Genomic DNA, 23,497 nt, shown 5'->3' on the forward strand with positions numbered 1-23,497 from the left:
GCTATGAGAGGCTTGCTATGCCTTAGCCAATAGTTTTTCCTTCCCTAGCTTGTTATAGCTAGAGATTTGATTGCAAACGCGATTGTTTAACTTCTATTATACAATAAGCCACATGCGTGACGCATGGACAATAGCCATAAATAGAAGTACGGCTGGACTCCATGGACAAGTACTCTAGAGCATCCTCAAGCCATATAAGTAGCGCTGCCCTTCGTAGCTATCGCATATAATAAATTTTAAAGCCAATAGAAGTTTGTTTTTTTAGACAATCCTGTAATAATTACTCATTTTTTCCATTCAAATAATATCGCATAATTAAAAGGAATGTTGATGAGTAATATAAATTGGAGCTCTTTACCCCAAGACATGTGGACTTCCATTATTGAATTTTTAGAACCAAAAGAGCGACCTAAACTGGAATCTGTCAGCAAAAATTTTCAAGCAGCTCTTATTGATAATTTATGGGAAGCGATTTGTAAGGACTATCTAGAAGATCCTTCTCCTTTTAAATCACGAGCTTCTCTTTCTGAAGGAACTTGGAAAAAACGATTTAAACTTATCGGCAATTGGATGAAACCGGCAGCAGAGGTAATAGAATATCCCCCCTCATGCGGCCATAGATATAGCTTTTACGATTTTACACTTTTAGAAGCCCATACACCTATAGAAATCTGCCATCAGCAAGACTTGATTTATTTGATTCGAGATTGCATGACCAATACCATCAAAACGATTGATCTCAAGGATCATGGGTGCAATTCTATTCTTTGCACTGCAATCGATGAAAAGAAATGGGTCGTTCTGGATAGCAGCGGCAAAATCCTTTGTTTCGATATTCAGACAAGTTCCTGTTTCAAGACGTATGCTCCCTCTCTTCATTTAGGCCTCATCCGCGGAAAGATCTATTGTCGCGGTCAAGAAATTTTGACCGGTTTTGAAGGCGAAGTGAACATGTGGGATCTCGATTCAGACCGGCCTATGCAAAGCATTGATGTATCAACCAGTGGAATAAATATCATAACCGATCTGATTTCGACTCCCCACTTTATCATTTGTACAGGATATCCAGGCATACATGATCTTGTCGATAAGACAATTAAGATTCGCAAGAGCGATCATACTATTACAGAACTCGATCTCAGCCTTAATTTCGGCCTTAATGCTTGTTACGACATGGCCAGTGCAGGTCCTTATCTGGCCATCCAAAAAGCTAACGGTGAAATCCAAATCTTCAAAGATGAGGAAGATGAATTAAAAGAGGGAAAGCTGACTTGCATTCATACCCTATCCATATCCCTAATTGGAAAGAAGTGCATGGGTTTTTATAAAAATTGGTTATTCATTCGCAATAATGAAGAATTGCTGCTAGTAGATATCAAGAAGCGCCGCCTTCTCTCAACGATCAAAATAAACACAAATGCTAATTTTGTGACGAACGGTGCGCAGTTATTTATTCAAACAGAATTCCTCAAGAGGGAAAATTCTCACATTACGCGAAGGAACTTTTATACTCTTTATAATTTCGAACACGCTGTTCAGCCATTAAATGTAACAAAACGCGTTTCTCAGGTGAATTTCGAGCCTTATTGCTGCCAAATTCTTTAAATCAAATTTCCAGAGTGGGTATCCTATCCCACTCTATCCTTCATTTCCAAGGCTTTGCCTTCAAGACTAGGCTTTAGGTTCTTATAGCCTATATTTAAAATCCTAAAAAAGTGTATTAACCTGAATTTGAAGTTTTTTGCTCTTTGTTAAGTTGATTAGAAATAAGATCATCTATCAGAAATAACGTTGCCCCGGGATTTTGGCGCGCTCAAATGCAACATTATTTCTGATAGATGGGATAAGCTGAGATGACTATCCAGGAGAAAGACAATGGCCATGAGAGCAATTAATCCTGCCACAGGCGAGATCATTAAAGACTATCCGGAATTATCATTAGAACAAGCAGAGACAATCATTGAAGAGCTGCATCGGGCTTTTTTGCATTGGAAAGAAACCGATTTTGCCCTGCGTGCGAGGCACTTGAAAAACGCGGCCGCCATTTTGCGAAAAAAAGCCCCCGATTACGGGCGATTAATGTCAGTGGAAATGGGAAAACCGATCAGAGAAGGACAAGCAGAAGCGGAAAAATGCGCCTTGGCCTGCGATTTTTACGCGGATCATGCTGAAAAATTCTTGCAAAAAGAAGCGATAGAAACAGAGGCTAAAAAGAGTTTGATCTGTTACGAGCCTTTAGGCGTGGTGCTGGCCATTATGCCGTGGAATTTTCCATTCTGGCAGGTATTCCGTTTTGCTGCGCCCGCCCTGATGGCAGGAAATGTCGGCGCATTAAAGCATGCATCAAATGTTCCTGGCTGCGCTCTAGCAATTGAAGAGATTTTCCACGAAGCGGGATTTCCGGACAATGTCTTTCGGACCCTATTGATTAAGGGATCCCTTGCAGAACAACTCATTGAAAACCCAACAATCAGGGCAGTGACGCTGACAGGCAGCACAGAAGCAGGCAAAATGATCGCAGCAAGAGCCGGAAAGTGCATCAAAAAAACAGTCCTTGAGCTTGGAGGCAGCGATGCCTATGTAATTTTAGAAGATGCCGACGTAGAGCAAGCAGCTACAATATGTGCCAAAGCAAGATTAATTAACTCAGGCCAAAGTTGCATTGCCGCAAAGCGTTTTATTGTCGTAGAAGCTATCCGCAAGCAATTTGAAGACTTATTTGTGAAAAAAATGCGAGCATTCAAAATGGGAGATCCCTTGTCCGAAGATGTACAGATCGGCCCCTTAGCACGGATAGATTTGCGCGATCAATTACACGGGCAAGTGCAAAAAAGTCTAGCAAAGGGAGCGATCTGTTTATTAGGAGGCCGGATTCCGGAAGGAAAAGGAAATTATTATCCACCGACGGTTTTGACCCATGTCACAAAAGGCATGCCTGCCTATGAAGAAGAACTGTTTGGCCCCGTAGCTGCCATTATTTCTGCTCGCGATGAAACAGAGGCCATTCAAATAGCGAACGACTCGCCCTACGGTTTAGGCGCCGCCGTATTTACAAGAGACCTTAAAAAAGGAGAAGACATCGCCATTAGAAAAATTGAGGCAGGATCTTGCTTTGTGAATGCGCAAGTGTATTCGGATCCCCGTTTGCCTTTTGGCGGAATTAAAGAAAGCGGCTATGGCCGTGAATTGTCTTATGTCGGCATTAAAGAATTCGTCAACATTAAAACAATTGTCATAAATCCATAAAATTATCTCAATAAACTGTTAATGCTTACCAAACTGAGTTTGGAGTTTTGGCTCTTTCGACTGCGTCAAAGCTGCGGAGATGAACAAATGGCAAGACGGTCCCTATTTTTAATATTGATTGCCTTGCCATTTATTCATTTGCAAGAGCTTTCCCGTCAGTCCAAAGGGCAAAAAACTCCAAATTTAGGTTTTAAGCCTTATCTCTTCAAATACCTTCCAAAGAAAAGAATCGAGAAGGCCTGACTGAAGCATTTGATGCCCAAAAGCAAAAACAGTACAAGGCAAACTATGTATTTGACCTTAAAAAGACTTTAGATCAAATTGGAGCACGCGTTGAAAAAGTAGAAACTTTGAAACCTGTTTGAGAAAAGGCATACCCCGTCTTCATGCAGGTTCTAACTTAATTTTTAACCTTGGTTTAGAGTTTTTTTGCCCTTTGGACTGACGTAAAAAGAGCAAAAAAAACTCCACACTCAGGTTTTGAAGCCATCTTAAGGATTATTATGCAAACACGAACAATGGAATGGGAAATCGATCAGGTTCTTTTTTCAATAGACAATCCTCAATTGATCTCTTTTTTGGTTAGCTCAGAAGAATCTTATCTTCCAAAATCCGTTCAGTTAGAGTTAAAAGACGACGATTTAGAATTGAGCAAGCAATTTTGTGACATGCTCCAGAAAAGACTATTGGAGAATCTTAAATAAAAAGTTAGATTTGGATCAAAAAGCATTCAATAACTTTTTCCAGTCATATAAGTTAAATGCTTTTGCAGCTCTTCGTCATTCATTTTTTTCATTTTAACGCATAGAAGGAGCTATTTGAGTAACTCATGAGAAATAACTATAGATAGTTACAAGCTTGATACTCTATTGCAAACCTTTTCCTTGAAGATCTTAGCATGCCTTTTCTGCTCATTGCCTGGCTTCAGAAAGGATTAAAAGATTACCATTGTATCGACTATTTTTCTTAAAGGGATGCGCATGCAGGACAACGGCTATTAAGCATAAGAAACAGCCTTGTGAAGATCTATCACGCCAATCGCTTTCCTATTATTGAAATGGATTAGGTGGATGATTTTAATAATTAAAGAAAAAAGCTGTTGATTGGGATAAGGCCTTGAAAAAAGATGCTCGGAAAAGGACTCGACCCTTCACGCCCATAAAGAGCAAGGGATTGTAAGTCCTGAAAGCATTCCTAACTAACATTCCGCGCCATTTCGAGACAAAATCTACCAATTAGTAATATTTAAGAATATTGATTTGTTGGGAGAAATTATGAGAAATCGCACCGTATAATGGACCACCTGTGGACCAGGAGTTTTGACATCACTCTTAAATTGATCTATGGATAAGAAAACTACATTTAAGAAATTAATGTAGTCTACATGTTTATTTTTAACATTGCATTGAAAGTGAATAACTTACAATCTAATATGTATATTCCAAATATTATACCTTTAAATTATCATACAAAAAAAAGGGAAACCAGATATAATTAGAAGTGAACCCTGATTTGGTTGAAGGCTGACGTTATGCGTCAGAGTTTGTGTAGACCAGTTGGGGTTTTTTACTTTCTCCTTTTCGTAATCCTTCTCGAAAAATGCTATTATAAGGCACAAAACTCCAATGTAGATAAGGCTCTTTCCATCTTGTAGAAGGTATATTTGATGTTGTCATCCCAATATTGAAATTCCTAAGCTCATATTTAATTGATCTTATTTCGTCTAATATTGATTTATAAAGCTTCTCCTTGGCAATCGTTCTTTTTCCTCGGCGTCGCTTTCCTGGTAAAAGTTCTTTATGCTTGTCATTTAAACGAAAATGCATGGCTCCCAAAACTATATCTAAACATTGTAAAAGGACATGTTCATGCGAACGAACTTCTGCTATGTCTTCTTCTTGAAAGTAAATCCCTACCGATCTAATTTTAGCATTTCTGTTCAGACCAAGAAGATAGCCTTTAAATTTAGAAGCAGCTTCTCGATTTTCAGGAAATATGTCGAAATACAACCTTACTTTCGTAGGTTTAATCGCCAATTGAGCATATTCAAGTCCATATGCATGTTTAATGAATTGGTAATAAAGCTTAAAATAAGAATTTTTTTGATCATCCTCTGAAAGAATAGGCTCATTGGCATTATGACGAAACATCAATCTAACTTTTAAATGTCCAACCTTAATAAAAGAGAAAAATACTTTTATTAATTCCTTATATTTTTCTAAATATTGCTCTGTCACCTTAGACCATTTTACTTCACCTAAAAGATTAAGATTTTTCTTGGCATCTTCTAATGATTTCACAATATGCTCATATTGTGATGCTCCTACCATTACTCCGCCATAGAAGTTAGAATAAAAAAGACCTAACTTTTCAGATTCATCACAATAGAGGATATATTCCTTATCCATTTCTACCACTTGTGTAATTACAGATGGCAACTTTATCATTTTGATCACTTTTTCTTCATCTCTTAATGGCTACTTAATTTAATGAAATGAAGCTATTAAAGATACGTAAAATCAATTCGAGAATCGCTATGCTATAAGATTAACTGATAACTCAATAATGTTCATAGACCAATCCAAAGGCAATTTTTAACATTTTTAGAATTTGGAATTGCTTGATACCAACCAAAAAAATAAATTTCAAAATCTTGAGTAGGACATATCTTGGAAAAATCCTGTCTTATGGTAGCTTTTCTAGCTTTCGGTAAGAGAACGTTATCGAAATTTAAACCACCAAATTGGAGATTTATGGATCCTACAGGTCAACTTACCAAGATATTAGTCTCTGAAACTTCAAATCTTTTGTGGCTGGAGCCATATTCCTAACATTTAGTTTATTTATTGCTTATCTAAAAATTTAAAGCTTAATATGAAAAAGAAAGAAATATTATATGAGAGCTAATTGAAGTTAAGAAGATGAAAAAGCTTCTTGGAAATTATTCAAATATTGAAAGAACACTTTCTTATTCCAATTCCTCTACACCCTATGAAAAGGCTACAGCCACATTAGATGCATATTTTTCAGATTGGGAAGATTTTTGGGAACAGACGACTCTTAATTCTGCTATCATAGATGAACTGATATAGCATAAAAAATATTTACCTAAATGCTTCTTCCACCAAGCTAACTGCTGACTTTGCTTTTGATAACTCTTAGGCTTTTTTATTAGTTCTTTTCCGATATAACGATCGACAAGGTCACTAAAGGTCTTTTCCTTATCATCTTGTTTAGGAAAGTCTCTTCCTTCACGGATTGCAGCTTCTTTTCTCTGTGCCCAGATTTTAGCTTCTTTATACGTTGGAAAAGTTCTTGTTAGAAGAGGCATACCTGCCATGAGGATGCGCACGCGATAACCAATAGAATCATCAGAATTTTTTCTTGTTTGAATGTTTGCCACTTTAACCTCCATCTTATCTGCCCTGGACCAATAGTGGACCATGGCATATTTGTTTCAATGGTTTGGAGGCTATGTAGTAACCACTCAGATAATAAAGAGGCTTAAGTTAATTAAAACTTAAGCCCTTTAAAGAGAAGGTAACTAGGTCAAAGACCTACCTTCTAACGGTTTGGCATGCTCGGAAAAGGACTCGAACCTTCACGCCCGTAAAGAGCAAGGGATTTTAAGTCCCTTGTGTCTACCATTCCACCATCCGAGCGAAATTGAATAAGCAATCTAATTGTTATTGTATTAAAGAGTCAAGCATTTTTCAGCAAGGGATATAAAATTTCTGATCCCGGTTTACACTTCCCACCCTAAGCCATTTAAATTAATCAACTTCTGATAATTCAATAGGCTGAATCTTTATCCCACAATGCCTCTTAAATATCTTATAATGGCTTGAATGCGCGTTCTTTGAAAGAAAATAATCTTACATATAGATGCGAATGAATTTTAGGGCAGCTTCTAAGAAATTTTCTTAAACTCAACATTGAATGGCATAGAGAAGAACAGGCCTGCTGACTAAACAAGCCGTGCGAGTGGCGCAACCTAACTCTTCTTTTCAAGACCTACTCTTAAAGTAGGTTAATACACTTTTAAAAAGAAAGTATTAAATTTTTAAAAGTAATCAACAAATTAATTATTAAAAAATAATTTACTCTTATTTAAAAAATATTTTAATATAAATATTAGTTCAAGACAAGGAAAGATATCAACTAAAGTTAAATTAAATAGATTAACATCTCATTTAACACTTTGGCACTTTTATTTATTTTAAACTTTTGAATTTCTGAGCAAAAAACTTTTCTGCTCGACACTCACAAAAAATTAAATTAGTTAGCCTTTATCCTTAATTTTAAATAATACAGATCGCTCGGATTACTCTTCGCCTAGGCGTATATTTTTTAGAGCTTGTTATAGCACTTATGACTATTTAACTGTTTAATAGCAAATACTAATTTATTTTAAATAATCAAAAAAAATAAATAATTTAATAAACAATTTTAAATAAGGTAATATGCAAATACAAAACCTGTCCAATCAGTTTCAATTACAAATGGGATCGACGATTAATCAATTAATCCAAGATTCACGTTTAGATCAAAATCAAGCCGCTCAGATGAATAAAATCGTACAGACGGCTTGCGAGAAGCTCCGACATTTAAATGATATGGCCGCTGCCCGCTATCTCGAAAAAAATCTTCCCAAGAAATTTAGCCGACACGGAATTGATGTTTTAAATTTTCCGGTTCTTAAGAATGTCATTCTTAAGACAGTCAACCAAATAATTCAAGAGCAATTAAAAACAGATCCGCAAAATTTGAACACGCTATCTAGACAAGAAGCAGAAGCCATTCTTCGCGTTGCTCCGGATGGCTCTTGGCTCATCCGCTACAGTGAAAATGTAGAAGCTTATGTGGTGAGCAGGAAAGTAAAGGGACAGTTCGAGCACATTTCCATTTCTAATAAAGAGATGTATGATGCCTGCTGCCTTGTTCCTGGACAATTAACCAAAACCGTTGCCGAAGAGTATAAACGCTTAGGAACGCTATTAGATGCAGATCCCGACAAAATCACAGACTTATCTGTAGAAGAGATTGAACACATTCTTAAAAAGGCTCCAGCAGGCTCCTGGATGCTGCTTGATCAGCAACAATATGGAGAGCACATCATTAGTTTGAACTTGGATAACCGGATTACGCATTTTGCTGTCCGAGAACAAAAGACTTATGATTTACTATGCCAAAATGGAAAGAGAATAAATCAAGCCCAAGCGTTGGCATATAAAAGCAAGTCTCTCCCTCAGCAACCTCAGCCTTTGCATCATAAAGACATTTCACAAGTCAAAACAAGCCAAAATGAGAAAGCGAGGATAAAAAAGGAGAAAACAGAAAAAACAGCTAGAAAAAAGCTGTCTTCTAAGCCGGCAGGTAAAACAAAAGAATTAAAAAAATCTAAGGCGTCTCCTTCGTCCAAAGAGATGCAGTCTAGAAAAGTGTCTAAAGAAAAGCCAAGCCGGAATAACAAGGCAGAAAAAATTTCTAAAAAAGAACTTCAACCTGCGCCACGCGCAAAAGAAAGGGTAAAGGTCTCGTCAAGGCCCGCAGGTCCCTGGTCTCCCGTTCAAAGAGATCCTGTCGAGTTAATGGCTAGAATGACCAAAAATACCATAAAAGCAATGGAAGAGCATATCAGCAAAGCTAAGGACAAATCGTGCTATGCGCCTTTAGCTAAAGTGCCTTTAACCATCCATTCCTCTTTAAATCAAGCTCCCCTTCAGTTATCGGATCTAAGCATTATCTCAGAAAAAGGTCCCAGGCCGACTATGGAAGATGCGCACTTGCATCTGGCACATGAAAAATGGGATGCTTTAGCAGTATTTGACGGGCATGGAGGAGCTGAAGTTTCAAATCATGCCAAATTCATCTTTGAAAGAGATTTCGAGAAAATCTTAAAAGAATCGGATGGCAATGTTCACCTTGCTTTAGAAATGATCTTCCAAAAAATCGAGGAAGAAGTAATAGCCAATAGCAGTTGGGATTATCAAGGATCAACTGCCGTTATCTGCTATATCGATAAGGTAAACAATCTTGTCTACACAGCTACACTAGGGGACAGCGAAGCCAATATTTATAGATTAGTCGATGGAAAGATGAAATCGATTCCTTTATCTTGCGTACGCGATTGGCTAAGCGTGCAAGACAGCCTTCGCAGAAAGGATGCCTTGGGACCTCATTATCATCCGTCTGAAACAACAAATCCTAAGTCCGTTCGATTTTACGGCACAAATGTCAGCCGGGCATTTGGCGACAGTTATATCAAAAAATCCGGAAAATCATCCACTCCGGCTATCACGCATAAGCCCAAAATTAGTTGTCTACCTATTTTTGAGGGAGATTATTTTGTCTTAGCCTGCGATGGCTTGAAGGATTTCTTGCCTGAAGATGCCATTGTGGAAACAATAAGCCAACAAGAGCCCTTATCTCGCATGACTCAACAGCTTAAAGAAAAGGCTTTAAGGAACATGTCTACGCGCAATGGAGATAATCTTACAATTTTAGCGACTCAAATTAAATCTTAAAAAAAAAGCTTGCCATAAGTAAATTATGGCAAGCCTCTGTCCCGACTCATTTGTTCGGAATTCTTAAAAAGCCTCATCTCCATGCTTATGGTTATTTGATGCCTTTTCTTTCTCCGGAGCAATAAACTCATTTTGCTCAAATTTCTCTTCTTTAAATGTTTGCTCAGCTACTTTCTCATCCTCTTCCGCATACAAAGGCAAGCTAGCTTCAGAGTCTTCTTCCGGCTGCTCAAACGGGACATTTTCAGACAGTTCTTTATCTGCTTCCTTTATGTCTTCCTCTGCCTCTTCTCTTTCTATAGGGAACTCCTCTTGACCTGAAAGAAAATGAGCGTCTGTTTGCTCTGAATCAGAAGCTTCCTCTTGGATTGCCGACTGCTCTTGCTCTTGAGACTCTATAGCAGATTTAGAGGGCTCTTCCGATTTAACAGCTTCTTCTGACACATATGTCGGCTCTTGCAAAGAAGGAGCAAAATCTTCATCATCATTTTCATTTAATAGCTCCTGCACCTTGTCATGAGGCTTATAATGCTCTTCTTCAGTCAAGAAAAAGGCATTTTTAAAGAGCGCATTTTCACGATAGCGGTTAATCGTTTCCGAAATCAATGTGGGCGGCGGCTGCAGCAAAGAAGATAATAGACTGGAAGACAAGGCTGACGATCCTTCAGCAGCGGCCTCTGCTCCGGCTTCCGGTGCAGGAATATTGACCTTTTCATCTTCTAAAGGAGGCAGATTGGGAACCGCGGTCTCCTCTTCTTTGGGAGCCTCTTCCCGTTCTTCACGCCCCCCTCTTCGCTTGCGATAATGGCGGCGACGATCGCGCTTCTTATCTAATCGGACTTCAGGACGCGCTTCGGCAGTAGCAGGCTCTGCCACTTGAGGCGACGCTTCTTCCTGCTCAGAGGCGGCTTCCCCCTCTTCTGTTAAGATGGCTTCGCTTTTTTCCACTTCCTTAGTCGCCTTTAAAGTTCCTTCTCGCCCACCTCCTATCTTAATGGAGCGATCAATTCCCACATTTTTCAAGACCATGCGGGCTTCTCTCACTTCTACGACTTCGTAATCGACAACGGGGACAAGAAAAGATTTAGGCCTTTCTAAAGAACGAAAAAAAAGGGCATGGCCAAAAGCGACAATTTCAACGGCATCTACAAAGTATTCTTCTTGACCGATACTTTTGCTGCTTCTAATAACGAGCTTATAACCTTCTTTTGGGGTGATAATGGTTTCTATGATGGGTTCTCGAGTAAAATCCACGGTAATTCATCCATTGTTAAGCGTTTAAGTCTACTTATAGACGACTCTCGTTTATTTCAACTTAACAAGGTGAGTGAATATGCTTGCATGAGGCTTGGACGGATTAACGCTTAAAGGCATAAATTTTGATAGATTTTGCCTATCTTGAGCAAAAAACATGCTTGCCAGCAACCGGCTTTAACATTCACCTAAAGACCTATCTAAATTCAAATCGGACACAATCCATAGTGTAAGGTGTCTTGAAATACACTTTTTCAAACATCTTTAGATAAAAGTTAAGGCGCAATCAACCGCTTTTTCAAACGATTTGCTGGATTTCTAAGCTTTGCCTCGTTCATAAACATTCTAGTCAATGGTTGTCTTTTTGCCGGCAAAATTCGATTTTCCTCTTGATTTCCATAGGAATGCCAAGCGGCTGCCTATGCAAGCAAATTCAACAGCCTAAACTGACTTATGAACGCTGCTCTTCGTTTAAAAGATTTTAGAATCTTATTGTCCTTGATTGAGTTGCCTTTTGCTCTCAAACGGGATGGATTTTAAACCTTTTCCATACGAAGATAGGCCTCTAACAAAATTTACTTTCAAGCATCTGCTTAGATTTTTTCTTTCACATGGGAAGAAATGACTCATTATTCCGTCTAAGCGTGAAGCAAACACCTTATTAAATTGGTTCAACATATATGCTGAGAACATCTCAGCGAAAATATTTACAGTCAAAGCCGAGTGAAGCGGCAATTAATCAATAGATTGGATCGTTCGATTGCTTTTTCTGTAAACTCCTAAAACTCACTATTAGTTTACTAGTCTTTCTATTTGATGGCAAATGTCCTTTCACGAGAAACCATATAAACCAGAAGATCAACAACACGGGCCGCATATCCCATTTCATTGTCATACCAAGCAATGACTTTATAAAAAGTCGAATTAAGGGCAATACCCGCATCCTTATCAAAAATGGCCGAATAGGTACTTCCGATAAAATCTGTCGAAACGACTTGTTCATCGCAATAGGCTAAAATTCCCTTCATCGATCCCTCTGCCGCCTCTTTCATTGCTTGGCATATTTCCTCATAGCTAGCGGGACGGCTTAGACGCACCGTTAAATCCACGGCTGAGACGTCCGCTGTTGGAACGCGAAAAGCCATTCCCGTCAGCTTTCCCTTGATTTGAGGGAGACAAAGAGCGACGGCTTTAGCAGCTCCCGTAGACGCCGGAATAATATTTTGGCTCGCGCTTCTGCCTCCTCTCCAATCTTTCTTGGAAGGGCCATCAACTGTTGGCTGAGAAGCCGTTACGGCATGAATGGTTGTCATTAAGCCTTCTTCTATTCCAAAACGATCCAGCAATACCTTAGTAATAGGCGCCAAGCAATTAGTTGTACAAGAGGCGTTCGATACAATGCGATCTTTTTCAGGATTGTATTGTTCTTCATTCACGCCCATGACAAAGGTTGGCACTTCTCCTTTTGCGGGAGCGGAAATGATTACTCGCTGAGCACCTGCCGTCAGATGTTTGCCTGCCCCTTCGAGCGTGGTAAATAATCCGGTCGATTCAACCACATAATCAATTTTCAGATCCTTCCAAGGTAAATTTTGAGGATCTTTCTCGGAAAAAACCAAAATGCGATGCCCATTGACGACAATTGCCTTGTCTTCTGCATACACGTCTTTCTCATACCGACCATGCGTAGAGTCATATTTCAATAAATAAGCTAAGTTATCAGCAGGGACAATATCATTGATGGCAACAATACGAAGATCTTCCCTCTCACAAGCTAAACGACAGACTAACCTTCCTATTCTTCCAAATCCATTGATAGCTACGTTAATTGTCATAAAGTCTCCCTTTCAAGATTTGATATGAAAATAAAAGATTTAATAGGGATTGTAAAGAAAAACTCCCCATTAGCTAGACTTTTCTTCTAGTCTAAAGGATTCCTTAAAAGATTCGATTAAGTCTTTCAGAAAAACATTTTTATAACAGCCTTATCTAAATAAATTCTGCTTTTTCCCCTCTCTTATTTTAACAAAAAAAACTGATTCTTTAGTAAAAAATTAATTAATTTAAAATTAATTTTATTAATTGTATAATTAAATAGGATAGTATTAATATCATTATTTTACTAATCGTAATACCATGAATGTTTCAAATGATAATTTACCCATTTTTAATCATTCTTCTATTGAAGAATTAGCTCATTCATCTTCCCCTCTTTCTGCCAGCAAAGAAGTCAGTATTGGTCAACAAGCGCTTCAATCTGTCAGTGATTCTTTTCAAAAGGAGGAGCATCAGAAAGGGACCAAAATTCTCAAAAAAATGGCCTTGGAAAATATTGGAAATAATCAAGCTTTATCCAGCCTGGCTGATGCTTATTTAGCGCATATTGAGGATCCTAAGCGAGAAAAACACTTGAAGCAAGCAGCGATTATTTATGCGATTCTTAGCCTTCGTGAGGAGAAAAATACCGCTTATAAAGGCAAGCAAGTGGAAATAGCGGCTTATCGAAATGAGTTCGATGATTTAGAAGCCTATGCAAGAGAACTCCAGGAAATGCCGGAAGGACAGGAAGAATTAAAGCGTCTAGCTGATTCCTTTATTCTATTAGGAGAAAAAGAAGAGGGCCATTTAAAAGCCTATTTTCTCTATAGAATTTTAGGCCAAGATTTTCCCGATTCCTCTATTGTAGAGGAAAATCCTTTCTTAAAGAGCTTGGAAAAGCGCGATACAAGAGAGTTACTCGATGAAATTAAAAATTTTAAAGGAGAACTCTTTGCCGATCTGTCTTCTTCTTCGCTTCACCGTACAAAAGGGAAAATGACAGAGTCCTTAACTGTGCTGCAGCAAGCAGTTGACCTGAAAGACTATCAAATTAAATTAACTGTTAATCCTTTCATTCCGGCGCGAAGCAATGCTCCGAATTCCCTTAAAGCCGAACTATGGATTAAAGAGCATCCCATTGATTGCCAGCCAGCAGCAAAGGAGATAGTGGCGCATACCAACCATGTATCTTTTGAGACTTTTCAGACGCATTTAAGAGAAAGCATTGACGATTTAAATCAACGCATGCAAAACGGAGAAAAGTATGTCGTTGCTGTCCGCGAGAATAAAAGCAATAAATGGATTCTAGAACTTTCTTTGCCGCATTTAAAGCAATTGCCCCATGAGGTCGTTGATATTCAAAACATTCATTCTTATCTGAGCAAGCATTCAGACATTGATAGGGTTGTTTTTATGGATGATGCCTCTTATTCAGGTGAACAGATGAGTCTGTTTATTCAAGATAATGTTCCTCCTTCTTTTAAATCCGAAGTCAGTGTGGTTGTCCCTTATTTGACGCATTTTGCTGAAAATAATATTCTAAAAGCTGCACCAAATGTGCAGATTATGAAGCATGAGACCATGAACACGATTGAGGAGGAAATTAAAGATCCAGGCGTTCTTAAAACGATCTCGGATATGTATTTTAGAGTTCCTCGCCATGAGACGAAAGACCGAGGAGTAGCCAGCCATACGTTGACCATTTTTGATCATAAAGTGGCCGATTACCTCTCTACCCTAGAAGATGTTTATAAATTCGATGCAATCAAAGATAGCGAGGGAAGAAATGTGGCCAGAAGTGACAGAAGATTAATTTTTCCCAATGCCACGCGTTTTGTCAAGCCGACAGAAGAATGCTATAAAAATGCTTAAAAAATGTCTTAAAGCTGCGAATGATCTAGATTCGAGTGCTTTTCTTAGAGAAAAATTTAGCTCAAATATAGGCTATTATGAGTTTTAATCCACCTTCTTAAAAATTTAAGGAAATTTATGAGTTTTAATATTATTCCAGCCAATAACATTGTCACCATTCATTCGGGAGATAGACTCACTTGCTCGCTCCCTAGGAATCAAATAAAAATAGAAATGATACCGGAACAACTAAGCGAAGATCAATGGAAAATTGTATTGAACATTTTTTCTCAAAAAGGCAGTACCCATCAAAAAATGACGCAAGAATTTGAATGTAAAGCGGGAGATTCCAACCGCTACTTTATTGGCTACTATACATCGCCTGAGGAAAAGAAAAGATATCACGTCATAGACCTCTCTTCTCAGCTGACGACTGACCGAATCGATTCCGCTTCTAAAGCAGAACTGCACTTAAATCAAGGGTTGATATGGTTTCAAAGAACGGGAGACCTGCTTGAAATCGGTACAACAATTGAGGGAACCCTTAGACGGAGCAAGAGAGCAGACAGAACCTGAAATGAAATAAAAAAGCTTAAACTGATTCTATATCAGTTTAAGCTTTAAATTCTTAAGCTAGAATTTTATTTAGTCGGCTAAATACTCGATAATGCAAGTTTGAGCATTATCGCCTACGCGGTGGCCTTGCTTAACGATACGTGTATAGCCGCCTTGGCGTTGAGAGAAACGAGTCGCGAGTTCATCGAATAATTTACCAATGACAAGACGATCATCGTTATAAGCTTCTGTATTTCCTTCTTTAGCTGCTCTTTGCTCTTTAGGAGTCAAAGGGTTAAAGCGGATCATTAGCTCTGCAATCGCTTGGCGTCGCGCAGCAAGCGTGTTTTTCTTAGCTAACGTAATCATGCGGTCGGCATAACGGCGCAGCGCTTTAGCTTTAGGCACTGTTGTTTGAATACGCTCATTTGTAATTAGCGACTTCAACATGTTGGCGAACATGCAACGTCTGTGAGACGTGGTTCGATTAAGCTTACATGTTTGATTGAGGTGTCTCATAACTGTCTACCTATTTGGCATCTCTTCGTGTTTTACTAATTCTTTCTTTTTCTTTTTCTCTTCACGGTATTGCTTGATCTTTTCCTTGACATTGTCAGGTGTAATGCCAAACCGGCTTAAGTCCATGCCAAGATGCAATCCCATTTCGTTTAATTTTGCCTTAATTTCATTAAGGGATTTTTTACCAAAGTTCCTAAATTCTAACATTCTACGTTCTGGAATGCAAACCAATTCTGCCAGTGTTTCAATATTTGCACCTGTGAGGCAGTTAGCTGAACGCACGGACAATTCGATTTCGTCAATACCCAACGAAAGCTTGTCCATTAATTCATCTTGATCTCCATCGCGATCCCCACCTTTTTCGTCAAAAGAAAGGGCGTAATTGTTAAATTGGTTAAATACCTCAAAATGCTTGAGGCCAATTTGAACAGCAAAACTTAAGGCTTCGGCGGGAGTAATACGGCCATCTGTCGTGACGTCCATAATCAAGCGATCAAAATCGGTATCTTGACCAACCCGTGTATTCTCGACAAAATAATTGACCAATCGAACAGGAGAAAAAGCTGAATCGATTAAGATCTCATCCGAGGTTTTATCGCGAACGACGTGGCGCTCGGAAGGAACATAGCCGCGACCAAAAGCAATGCGCAGGTCGATTTGACGACGCATTGGCTTTGTAACCGTAAACAAAGGAAGATCTGGATTGACAACTTCAAAGTTGCCTTCCTGTACAACATCACCCAGTGTAACCACATATTGACCATGGTTGCTATCTAGGTCATCTTGCGTAACTTCGACAATCTTCGTCAGAATGCGAGTTTCCCTTGAATTAGGAGTATCGTCCATAGGAAGTTTACGCAATAATGCCCCTTTGAAATTGAGGATAATATTGGTCATATCTTCAACAATTCCCTCAATGGACATATACTCGTGAGGAATTCCTTCGATACGAACGGAAATAATAGCTGGTGCTTCTAAAGACGACAACATCATACGTCGCAGTGCATTTCCAATCGTATGTCCAAATCCTCTTTCAAAAGGCTCAGCAATATAACGGGCAAAGTTAGACTCAGGCGATTCTTGATCGACTGAAATCCTTTGAGGCATTTCAAATTTGCCGTATTTAACTGACATGAAGTGACTCCTAATAGTAATAGTTGAAGATTATGAGTGTTTTGGCAACGAATTGAATGAGGCAATATCGGTTAAATCAAATCCCATAGCTCCTGCTGATTATTCATCAACAGCAATGTAAAGGCAAGCCAAACCACTCACAATAGTTTATCTTTATACTCGACGACGCTTGCGCGGGCGGCATCCGTTGTGCGGAACAGGCGTTGTATCTTTAATGGCTGTAATCATTAAGCCTGCACTTTGTAATCCACGCACAGCCGACTCACGGCCAGCTCCAGGACCTTTTAAGTTCACTTCTACTTCTTTCATGCCTAAAGACATAGCAGTCTTAGCAGCATCTTGGGCTGCAACAGTAGCAGCAAAAGCAGATGATTTTCTAGACCCCGAAAAATTGACTTTCCCTGCAGACGCCCAAGAAATAACTCTTCCTGATGGATCTGTGATAGCAATTATCGTGTTGTTAAAGGTTGCTTTAACGTGTGCAATTCCCGATGGAACATTTTGAATGACTTTCTTTTTCGTCTTAACAGTTTTTTTAGTACTTGCAGGTTGCTTACTCAAAGCTAAGAACTCCTCTTCTTATTTTTTCTTATTAGCGACAGTTTTGCGTCGACCTTTACGTGTTCTTGAATTTGTCTTTGTGCGTTGACCGCGAACAGGCAAACCAAGGCGGTGGCGCATACCGCGATAAGAGTGAATACTAATCAGACGCTTAATGTTGTTTTGAACTTGGCGTCGTAAATCTCCTTCTACAACATATTCAGATTGAAGCAGGCCGTTCAAACGTGCAATGTCATCTTGTGTAAGCTTATTCGCACGCATATTGGGGTCTAAACCCAACTTAGCAATAATTTCATTAGACAAGTGACGACCTATTCCAAAGAGATATGTCAAGCTAATTTCTAATCTTTTGTTATCTGGTATATCGATACCTATTACCCTAGGCATTGAACTCTCCTAATTTTTCCAAAAACGAACTGTAAATTGTATAGAACTTTTCTTTTTATTGCAACTCTAATTAATCTGCAACTAACTCTCTAAAAGCTTGAGAGCCTATTTTTTAAATCATTTTACCTATTAACGCCCTCTCACGCGGCCTTTTTTCATAAATCCATCGTAGCGCTTCATGAGAAGGTGCGATTCAATCTGCTTCATTGTATCCAACACGACACCAACCAAGATAAGCAGGGCGGTTCCACCAAAGAAATAGCTAATCGTCTGGGAAACGCCCAGCAAACGGCTAACCATCGTCGGCAGAATGGCAATAAGCGCGAGGAATACAGCACCCAATAAGGTGATTCGATTCATTGTGCTTTCCAAATAATCTTGTGTAGGCTTGCCTTGCCTAATTCCTGGAATGAATGCCCCATTTTTCTTCATGTCCGATGCAATTTGGTCGGGACGGAATTGCGTAGCGGTCCAAAAGTAGGTAAAGAAGATAATCAAAGCCACAAACAGGATAAGATGCAACGCACTTCCAGGTGACATCCAATTAGCAATCTCTCCAAGCCAATTGCCTCGCCCAATAAATGTTCCTAACGTCGCAGGAAACATGAGAAGAGAAGAGGCAAAAATAACAGGGATAACGCCTGCATAGTTAATCTTTAAAGGAATATACGAACTTCCCCCTTGAACTTCACGTCGCCCTACTACACGCCGGGCATGCTGCAGAGGAATACGACGATGTCCTTGAATAACTAGAATCGTGGCTATCGTGACGAGGACAAAAACGCTTGCCAAGACCAAAATCGAAGAAAAATTCATTTGGCCGGGCTCTTGAGAGTCCAAGTTCAACTGCTGTAAAACCAATCCCATTGCCGTTGGAATCTGCGATAAAATACCTAAACAGATAATCAAGCTGATTCCATTGCCGATTCCTCGTTCAGTAATCTGTTCCCCGACCCACATTAAAAACATGGTTCCAGTCGTCATGGTGAAAATTGTAATAATGTAAAAGAGCCAAGGCACACCGAACATTGTCAAATCTAGTAGCTCTCCTGCCACAATACCCGGGCGAGATAGATTCATCTGCAAGGCATATTTGGCAAATAGCGCTGATTGAAGGAAGGATAAAATAATCGTTAAAAAGCGTGTCCATCGATTGATTTTTCGCTTTCCTACTTCACCATTTTCTCGCAAGTCCCTTTGCAGGCTCGGCACTAAAGCAACCAAGAGCTGCATAATAATGGAGGCAGAAATGTAAGGGGTGACGCCTAAGGCAATCACGGTCATTTGAGAAAAAGCACCGCCAGAAAAAATATCGACCATTTGAAAGAGGTTTTGACTTCCTCCTGTTGCATGGCGAAAAAAGCTAACAGCCACTTCTCCATTGATTCCAGGAACTGGAATAAAGCTCCCTATGCGACAAACAGCCAGCAATAAAAGAGTCAAAAGAATTTTCGACTTTAGCTCAGGTATTTGAAAAACGCGTTTTAATCCGTTCAGCATCTCTATCTTGGGGTTATAGGTTGCTTTCTTTACCTCAAAAGAGAAAACTCTTTTGCGTGATTTGATTATTCTTTCGATGAATGATAACCACAGAAAATACGAAAGCTCAGATTAAATTACCGTTCTGTATTTTTTTGTGGCCTAGGGCGTGTTCCCAAATTTACAATTACCAATCTTTAAGTCCCTACAAATTGGTTATAATGGAAATTCGTGAGCCATAATCCTTATAGCTCACGAATATCCATTGCAACCAAACGAAGGATAAACTTCAATAGGCATTATAAATTTGGGAACACGCCCTAGTCTGTCAGATAAAAACTAATCGAGCGCTATTAAGCTAAATTCTCGCTTATTTTGCAATTTCAAAAGCAATTTTTGCTCTAGTGAGCTTCTCGCGCGCACCGTCAGAAATTGCCTGAACTTGAATCTTAAGCTTCTTCTTGAGTTCCCCGTTGCCTAAGAGCTTCACTCCATGAGATTTACCGCTAATGATTCCACGATCTCTCAACGTTTGCTCATTTACTGTCTCGCCATCTTGAAAAACAGCCTCAATTTGATCTAAATTGATGACATCAAATTCGCGACGGAATTGAACGTTGCTAAAACCACGGATAGGCAATTTCATGAACAGAGGCATGTTACCACCCTCTTTTCCATAACGTCTTTTGTAACCAGCACGAGAACCGGCGCCTTTTTCACCGCGTCCGCATGTCTTACCGTGCTTGGAACCGATACCACGGCCGACGCGCTTTCTAGCTTTGCGCGTACGTGTTGTATCTTTAAGTGTATGTAAACTAATCATAATTCCTATAACCCTCTTCTCTGCTTAATCTCTTCGCGGGTTGACAATTTTTCAATTGCTTGAAAGGTGGCTTTGACTTGGTTGATCGGATTGCTTGAACCTAAGTTCTTCGCCATCACATCTCTAATTCCGGCCAATTCGAGAACTGCTCGGACTTTAGAACCAGCAATTACGCCTGTTCCTGCCGGAGCAGGTTTAAGCAGAATGGTTGCTCCGTCCCAATGCACGATCACTTCGTGAGGAATCGTTGTTCCTTCAACAGGGCAGTTGACCATATTCTTACGGGCAGCTTCTCCACCTTTGCGAATGGCATCTGTCAATTCATTTGCCTTTGCAAAGCCATACCCAACGCGTCCTTTTCCATCTCCGACCAGGATAAGGGCTGAGAAGCTAAATTTACGGCCCCCTTTAACAACTTTAGCGCAGCGGTTAATGTACAAGACTTTTTCGTTTAGCTCGGTCTCTGCTTTTTCCTTTTTTGGAGACTCACTGTGTTTTGCCATGACTCTTCCTTATTCCTTTTTCTTCCTTATCCCTTTAGAACTGTAAGCCTCCAGCACGAGCGCCATCAGCAAGCTCGGCCAAGATCCCATGATACTTAAAGGGTCCTCGGTCAAAGACTACCTCTTTAATATTTTTGCTTTTCGCAATCTCAGCAATCTGTTCGCCAAGTTTCCGAGCAGATGCTTTATTTTTTCTACTGAACTCTGTGTTACGGAACTCTTTAGCAAATGTCGCTGTTCCGCCTAATGTAGTGCCTGTTTCATCGTCAATGAGCTGGGCTTGAATATGATTATTGCTCTTCACTACACACAGGCGTGGCTTTGTGCTTGTTCCACGGAGATGCTTACGTACTCTAACAGCACGCTTGCAGCGTAGTTTTTGATTTTTATTAGCTTGATTGATCATAGTATTCCTTCAGCGATTACTTCTTAGCAGCAGCCTTACCTGCTTTCTTACGTACATATTCACCTACATAGCGAATCCCCTTGCCTTGATATGGCTCAGGTGGACGCTTGCTACGTACTGTTGCGGCAAATTGTCCTACGAGATGCTTATCAAATCCAGAAATAACAATCAGGGTGTTCTTATCGACTTTAACGGTCAACCCTTTTGGAATTTGAAGCTTTGTAGGGTGAGAAAAGCCTAATTGCAAGTCCAAGAGATCTCCTTGAACAGCTGCACGGTATCCGACTCCGATCATTTCAAGCTTTTTCTCGAATCCTTCGGTTGTTCCCTGCACCATATTTTGAATAAGGGTGCGGTAAAGGCCATGGTAATGAGCGATTTCATCATTTTCCAAAGAAACAACGATTTGATCGCCTTCAACTTTAACCTGAACGCCCGGAACAAGCTTTTGCGTCAAAGATCCCTTTGGACCTTTAACGGCTACTTCTGTGTCAGATACCTTAACATCTACTCCTTTAGGAATAGAAACGGGAAGTTTACCTTTACGAGACATTGTCACTTACTCCTTCGTCTTTACCAAATCAAACACAGAAGTTCACCACCAATTCCACGCTGGCTAGCTTCGTTGCCTGCCATCACACCTTGAGAGGTAGAGACAATCGATAAGCCCATATTGCCGTAAAAGCGAGGAATATCTTGGTGTCCAACATATTTGCGCAAACCGGGTTTTGAAATTCTTTTTAAACCTTGAATAACAGGCCGACGACCATTTGTATATTTTAAAAATAAACGGATCGTTCCCCGCTGACCTTCATCAACTTTAACCAGATAATTTTCGATAAATCCTTGATTTTTGAGAATCTCAGCAAGGGTCTGCTTCATTTTGCTCCAATTGACATCTACATACCGATGCTGAGCTTTAGTGGCGTTGCGAATCCTTGTGAGGAAATCGGCTAATGGGTCACTGACTGCCATGATTCCTTCTCCTATTCTTTAAGCTGCTACCGAAATCGGTAAGTTTTTAAATGGAACGCCAAGTAATCTTAATAGCTCAATGCATTCTTCATCTGTTTTGGCGCTTGTCACAAATGTGATATGCATTCCCTGCGTTCTTTTAACTTCGTCTAGATTGATCTCTGGGAAAATTTGTTGATCATCCAAACCCAATGTGTAATTTCCCATTCCGTCGCACTTTGAAGGAAAGCCTCTAAAGTCGCGGATACGAGGACAGACGATATTAACAAAACGGTCAATAAAATCATACATTCTTTCACCACGCAAAGTCACCTTCACACCGATAGGTTGCTTTTCGCGTAGTTTAAAGTTAGAAATGGCTTTCTTGGCTTTTGTGATAACAGGTTTTTGACCGGAAAGCATAGTCATTTCCTTGACGCAATCCTGGATAGAATTTTTGTCTTTAGACGCTTCCGCAATTCCCATGTTAATCACGACTTTCACTAAACCAGGAATTTGCATTGGGTTGTTATAAGCAAACTTATTTTGCAATTCTGGCTTAACTTCAGCTAGATATCTCTTCTTTAACCTAGACATTGTCTTCTTCTACTCACTTAGGTTTTTTTACTGAACGGTAGACAACTTCTTGATCGCCTTTGTTATAAACAAATTGGCGATGTCCTTGCTCATTCGTACGAACTTTTAACTTAGCAGCAGTCTCTCCTTCCACACAAACTTTCAAGTTTGAAACATGGATAGGTCTTTCAATTTCTACAATTCTTCCCTTAGGAGCTTCTTGACTGCGCTTTACGTGCTTTTTGCGAACATTAAGGCCCTGAACAATAACCCTGTCTCCTTGACGTGATTGAACTGTACCTATCATGCCGCGGCTGTTACCAGCAATGGCAACAACTTTATCCCCTTTGCGGATCTTTTTTGATTTACTTGGCGTATTTTCCATTCTTGTCATAGCCTCTTAGTTTAAATCACTTCTGGAGCCAGAGAGCTAATCTTCAAGAAGTCTCTGTCACGCACTTCTCGTGCAACTGGTCCAAAGATACGAGTTCCCCTTGGATTCTTCTTATCATCAATAAGAACACAGCTATTTGTATCAAAACGCAACTTTGTTCCATCTTTACGCTTGATGTAAGATTTCGTCCGGATAATGACGACTTTTACAACATCCCCTTTCTTGACGCTTCCTTCCGGATGAGCATCTTGAACAGAGGCCACGACGATGTCCCCAACATGGGCATAGCGACGCTTTGATCCACCTAATACTTTAAAGCACTTTACACGCTTTGCTCCCGAGTTATCAGCAACTTCGAGCTCGGTCTCTTGTTGAATCATGACTTACAAACTCCAACGATAATTGTCTTTTAAGATATCTGTAAGAGGCGCTAGTGTTGGCTCTCTTGACTATCTCTTCTATGTAACTTGTCGTCTTCACCTGTTACAGGGTAGTAACAGTGCGCAGATG

23 protein-coding genes and 1 tRNA gene are annotated in these 23,497 nt (G+C 39.7%); 6 read left to right on the forward strand and 18 right to left on the reverse strand.

The genetic code is table 11. The features are described from left to right. Window positions 1-330: 330 nt before the first annotated feature. From BN3769_RS01760 to BN3769_RS01775, 3 genes are all read left to right on the forward strand, one after another. The gene (locus BN3769_RS01760; protein ID WP_068466938.1) at window positions 331-1,605 is read left to right on the forward strand and encodes an F-box/WD repeat-containing protein; all 1,275 of its coding nucleotides are present in this window, start codon (window positions 331-333) and stop codon (window positions 1,603-1,605) included. 270 nt (window positions 1,606-1,875) lie between these two features. Then, window positions 1,876-3,246, forward strand: a complete 1,371-nt coding sequence (locus BN3769_RS01765) for an NAD-dependent succinate-semialdehyde dehydrogenase (RefSeq protein ID WP_068466940.1) — start codon at window positions 1,876-1,878, stop codon at window positions 3,244-3,246. 503 nt (window positions 3,247-3,749) lie between these two features. Beyond that, a complete protein-coding gene (locus BN3769_RS01775; protein ID WP_068466944.1) occupies window positions 3,750-3,950 on the forward strand; it encodes a hypothetical protein in 201 nt (66 codons plus the stop codon). An 825-nt stretch (window positions 3,951-4,775) separates the two neighbouring features. Here BN3769_RS01775 and BN3769_RS01780 read toward each other — a convergent pair. From BN3769_RS01780 to BN3769_RS01790, 3 genes are all read right to left on the reverse strand, one after another. Continuing rightward, window positions 4,776-5,693, reverse strand: coding sequence for a DUF3800 domain-containing protein (locus BN3769_RS01780; RefSeq protein ID WP_228840592.1), 918 nt, complete (start codon window positions 5,691-5,693; stop codon window positions 4,776-4,778). Between the two features lie 542 nt (window positions 5,694-6,235). Continuing rightward, window positions 6,236-6,649 carry a hypothetical protein gene (locus BN3769_RS01785; protein ID WP_154017779.1) on the reverse strand — a complete coding sequence of 138 codons (414 nt, stop codon included), beginning with the start codon at window positions 6,647-6,649 and terminating at the stop codon, window positions 6,236-6,238. A 175-nt stretch (window positions 6,650-6,824) separates the two neighbouring features. Then, window positions 6,825-6,908: transfer RNA gene (locus BN3769_RS01790), tRNA-Leu, on the reverse strand. 801 nt (window positions 6,909-7,709) lie between these two features. Between BN3769_RS01790 and BN3769_RS01795 the strand changes: the two genes are divergently transcribed. Beyond that, a complete protein-coding gene (locus BN3769_RS01795) occupies window positions 7,710-9,773 on the forward strand; it encodes an SH2 domain-containing protein (protein WP_068466948.1) in 2,064 nt (687 codons plus the stop codon). Window positions 9,774-9,836: 63 nt separating this feature from the next. Here the strand turns inward: BN3769_RS01795 and BN3769_RS01800 are convergent, their stop codons facing one another. Both BN3769_RS01800 and gap read right to left on the reverse strand, forming a co-directional pair. Next, complete coding sequence (locus tag BN3769_RS01800; protein ID WP_068466950.1) at window positions 9,837-11,027, reverse strand: hypothetical protein; 1,191 nt, start codon at window positions 11,025-11,027, stop codon at window positions 9,837-9,839. An 809-nt stretch (window positions 11,028-11,836) separates the two neighbouring features. Next, window positions 11,837-12,862 (reverse strand): type I glyceraldehyde-3-phosphate dehydrogenase, encoded by a 1,026-nt coding sequence (gene gap / locus BN3769_RS01805; protein WP_068466952.1) that lies wholly within the window; start codon window positions 12,860-12,862, stop codon window positions 11,837-11,839. 301 nt (window positions 12,863-13,163) lie between these two features. Between gap and BN3769_RS01810 the strand changes: the two genes are divergently transcribed. Together BN3769_RS01810 and BN3769_RS01815 are read left to right on the forward strand one after the other, a co-directional pair. Continuing rightward, complete coding sequence (locus BN3769_RS01810) at window positions 13,164-14,717, forward strand: tetratricopeptide repeat protein (protein ID WP_068466954.1); 1,554 nt, start codon at window positions 13,164-13,166, stop codon at window positions 14,715-14,717. Between the two features lie 117 nt (window positions 14,718-14,834). Beyond that, window positions 14,835-15,272, forward strand: coding sequence for a hypothetical protein (locus tag BN3769_RS01815; protein ID WP_068466955.1), 438 nt, complete (start codon window positions 14,835-14,837; stop codon window positions 15,270-15,272). Window positions 15,273-15,341: 69 nt separating this feature from the next. On the opposite strand, the gene rplQ is transcribed toward BN3769_RS01815, so the two are convergent. The 13 genes from rplQ to rplN form a co-directional block, all read right to left on the reverse strand. Beyond that, window positions 15,342-15,770, reverse strand: a complete 429-nt coding sequence (gene rplQ, locus BN3769_RS01820; RefSeq protein ID WP_068466957.1) for a 50S ribosomal protein L17 — start codon at window positions 15,768-15,770, stop codon at window positions 15,342-15,344. Window positions 15,771-15,776: 6 nt separating this feature from the next. Next, window positions 15,777-16,904 (reverse strand): DNA-directed RNA polymerase subunit alpha, encoded by a 1,128-nt coding sequence (locus BN3769_RS01825; protein WP_068466960.1) that lies wholly within the window; start codon window positions 16,902-16,904, stop codon window positions 15,777-15,779. Between the two features lie 153 nt (window positions 16,905-17,057). After that, window positions 17,058-17,411, reverse strand: a complete 354-nt coding sequence (gene rpsK, locus BN3769_RS01830) for a 30S ribosomal protein S11 (protein WP_420885313.1) — start codon at window positions 17,409-17,411, stop codon at window positions 17,058-17,060. A 72-nt stretch (window positions 17,412-17,483) separates the two neighbouring features. Next, complete coding sequence (gene rpsM, locus BN3769_RS01835) at window positions 17,484-17,852, reverse strand: 30S ribosomal protein S13 (protein ID WP_068466963.1); 369 nt, start codon at window positions 17,850-17,852, stop codon at window positions 17,484-17,486. Window positions 17,853-17,981: 129 nt separating this feature from the next. Next, on the reverse strand, window positions 17,982-19,349 hold the full coding sequence (secY, locus tag BN3769_RS01840) for a preprotein translocase subunit SecY (protein WP_420885314.1): 1,368 nt from the start codon (window positions 19,347-19,349) through the stop codon (window positions 17,982-17,984). A 352-nt stretch (window positions 19,350-19,701) separates the two neighbouring features. Then, window positions 19,702-20,154 (reverse strand): 50S ribosomal protein L15, encoded by a 453-nt coding sequence (gene rplO / locus BN3769_RS01845; RefSeq protein ID WP_068466968.1) that lies wholly within the window; start codon window positions 20,152-20,154, stop codon window positions 19,702-19,704. Window positions 20,155-20,159: 5 nt separating this feature from the next. After that, window positions 20,160-20,657: a 30S ribosomal protein S5 gene (gene rpsE / locus BN3769_RS01850; RefSeq protein ID WP_068466970.1), complete on the reverse strand. Its 498-nt coding sequence runs from the start codon at window positions 20,655-20,657 to the stop codon at window positions 20,160-20,162. 34 nt (window positions 20,658-20,691) lie between these two features. Beyond that, window positions 20,692-21,063: a 50S ribosomal protein L18 gene (gene rplR, locus BN3769_RS01855; RefSeq protein ID WP_068466973.1), complete on the reverse strand. Its 372-nt coding sequence runs from the start codon at window positions 21,061-21,063 to the stop codon at window positions 20,692-20,694. Window positions 21,064-21,079: 16 nt separating this feature from the next. Then, window positions 21,080-21,616, reverse strand: a complete 537-nt coding sequence (gene rplF / locus BN3769_RS01860; protein WP_068466974.1) for a 50S ribosomal protein L6 — start codon at window positions 21,614-21,616, stop codon at window positions 21,080-21,082. A 20-nt stretch (window positions 21,617-21,636) separates the two neighbouring features. Then, complete coding sequence (gene rpsH, locus BN3769_RS01865; RefSeq protein ID WP_068466976.1) at window positions 21,637-22,038, reverse strand: 30S ribosomal protein S8; 402 nt, start codon at window positions 22,036-22,038, stop codon at window positions 21,637-21,639. An 18-nt stretch (window positions 22,039-22,056) separates the two neighbouring features. Further along, entirely contained in the window at window positions 22,057-22,614 is a 558-nt protein-coding gene (rplE, locus tag BN3769_RS01870) for a 50S ribosomal protein L5 (RefSeq protein WP_068466978.1), read from the reverse strand. A 13-nt stretch (window positions 22,615-22,627) separates the two neighbouring features. Further along, window positions 22,628-22,978, reverse strand: a complete 351-nt coding sequence (gene rplX, locus BN3769_RS01875) for a 50S ribosomal protein L24 (protein WP_068467478.1) — start codon at window positions 22,976-22,978, stop codon at window positions 22,628-22,630. A gap of 20 nt (window positions 22,979-22,998) precedes the next feature. Next, on the reverse strand, window positions 22,999-23,367 hold the full coding sequence (rplN, locus tag BN3769_RS01880; protein WP_068466980.1) for a 50S ribosomal protein L14: 369 nt from the start codon (window positions 23,365-23,367) through the stop codon (window positions 22,999-23,001). Between the last annotated feature and the right edge of the window lie 130 nt (window positions 23,368-23,497).

The sequence above is a fragment of the Candidatus Protochlamydia phocaeensis genome, from assembly GCF_001545115.1.
GTDB classification, from domain to species: domain Bacteria; phylum Chlamydiota; class Chlamydiia; order Chlamydiales; family Parachlamydiaceae; genus Protochlamydia_A; species Protochlamydia_A phocaeensis.

What these genes read in the sequence shown, in the direction of transcription:
- rpsH (WP_068466976.1), bottom strand. Translation starts at nt 22,038, where the DNA reads ATGGCAGTCAGTGACCCATTAGCCGATTTCCTCACAAGGATTCGCAAC.
- rplE (WP_068466978.1), bottom strand. Translation starts at nt 22,614, where the DNA reads ATGTCTAGGTTAAAGAAGAGATATCTAGCTGAAGTTAAGCCAGAATTG.
- rpsM (WP_068466963.1), bottom strand. Translation starts at nt 17,852, where the DNA reads ATGCCTAGGGTAATAGGTATCGATATACCAGATAACAAAAGATTAGAA.
- rpsE (WP_068466970.1), bottom strand. Translation starts at nt 20,657, where the DNA reads ATGGCAAAACACAGTGAGTCTCCAAAAAAGGAAAAAGCAGAGACCGAG.
- rplO (WP_068466968.1), bottom strand. Translation starts at nt 20,154, where the DNA reads ATGATTAGTTTACATACACTTAAAGATACAACACGTACGCGCAAAGCT.
- rplQ (WP_068466957.1), bottom strand. Translation starts at nt 15,770, where the DNA reads ATGAGACACCTCAATCAAACATGTAAGCTTAATCGAACCACGTCTCAC.
- rplX (WP_068467478.1), bottom strand. Translation starts at nt 22,978, where the DNA reads ATGGAAAATACGCCAAGTAAATCAAAAAAGATCCGCAAAGGGGATAAA.
- BN3769_RS01825 (WP_068466960.1), bottom strand. Translation starts at nt 16,904, where the DNA reads ATGTCAGTTAAATACGGCAAATTTGAAATGCCTCAAAGGATTTCAGTC.
- rplF (WP_068466974.1), bottom strand. Translation starts at nt 21,616, where the DNA reads ATGTCTCGTAAAGGTAAACTTCCCGTTTCTATTCCTAAAGGAGTAGAT.
- gap (WP_068466952.1), bottom strand. Translation starts at nt 12,862, where the DNA reads ATGACAATTAACGTAGCTATCAATGGATTTGGAAGAATAGGAAGGTTA.
- BN3769_RS01815 (WP_068466955.1), top strand. Translation starts at nt 14,835, where the DNA reads ATGAGTTTTAATATTATTCCAGCCAATAACATTGTCACCATTCATTCG.
- BN3769_RS01765 (WP_068466940.1), top strand. Translation starts at nt 1,876, where the DNA reads ATGGCCATGAGAGCAATTAATCCTGCCACAGGCGAGATCATTAAAGAC.
- rplR (WP_068466973.1), bottom strand. Translation starts at nt 21,063, where the DNA reads ATGATCAATCAAGCTAATAAAAATCAAAAACTACGCTGCAAGCGTGCT.
- BN3769_RS01795 (WP_068466948.1), top strand. Translation starts at nt 7,710, where the DNA reads ATGCAAATACAAAACCTGTCCAATCAGTTTCAATTACAAATGGGATCG.
- BN3769_RS01810 (WP_068466954.1), top strand. Translation starts at nt 13,164, where the DNA reads ATGAATGTTTCAAATGATAATTTACCCATTTTTAATCATTCTTCTATT.
- BN3769_RS01780 (WP_228840592.1), bottom strand. Translation starts at nt 5,693, where the DNA reads ATGATAAAGTTGCCATCTGTAATTACACAAGTGGTAGAAATGGATAAG.
- BN3769_RS01760 (WP_068466938.1), top strand. Translation starts at nt 331, where the DNA reads ATGAGTAATATAAATTGGAGCTCTTTACCCCAAGACATGTGGACTTCC.
- rplN (WP_068466980.1), bottom strand. Translation starts at nt 23,367, where the DNA reads ATGATTCAACAAGAGACCGAGCTCGAAGTTGCTGATAACTCGGGAGCA.
- BN3769_RS01775 (WP_068466944.1), top strand. Translation starts at nt 3,750, where the DNA reads ATGCAAACACGAACAATGGAATGGGAAATCGATCAGGTTCTTTTTTCA.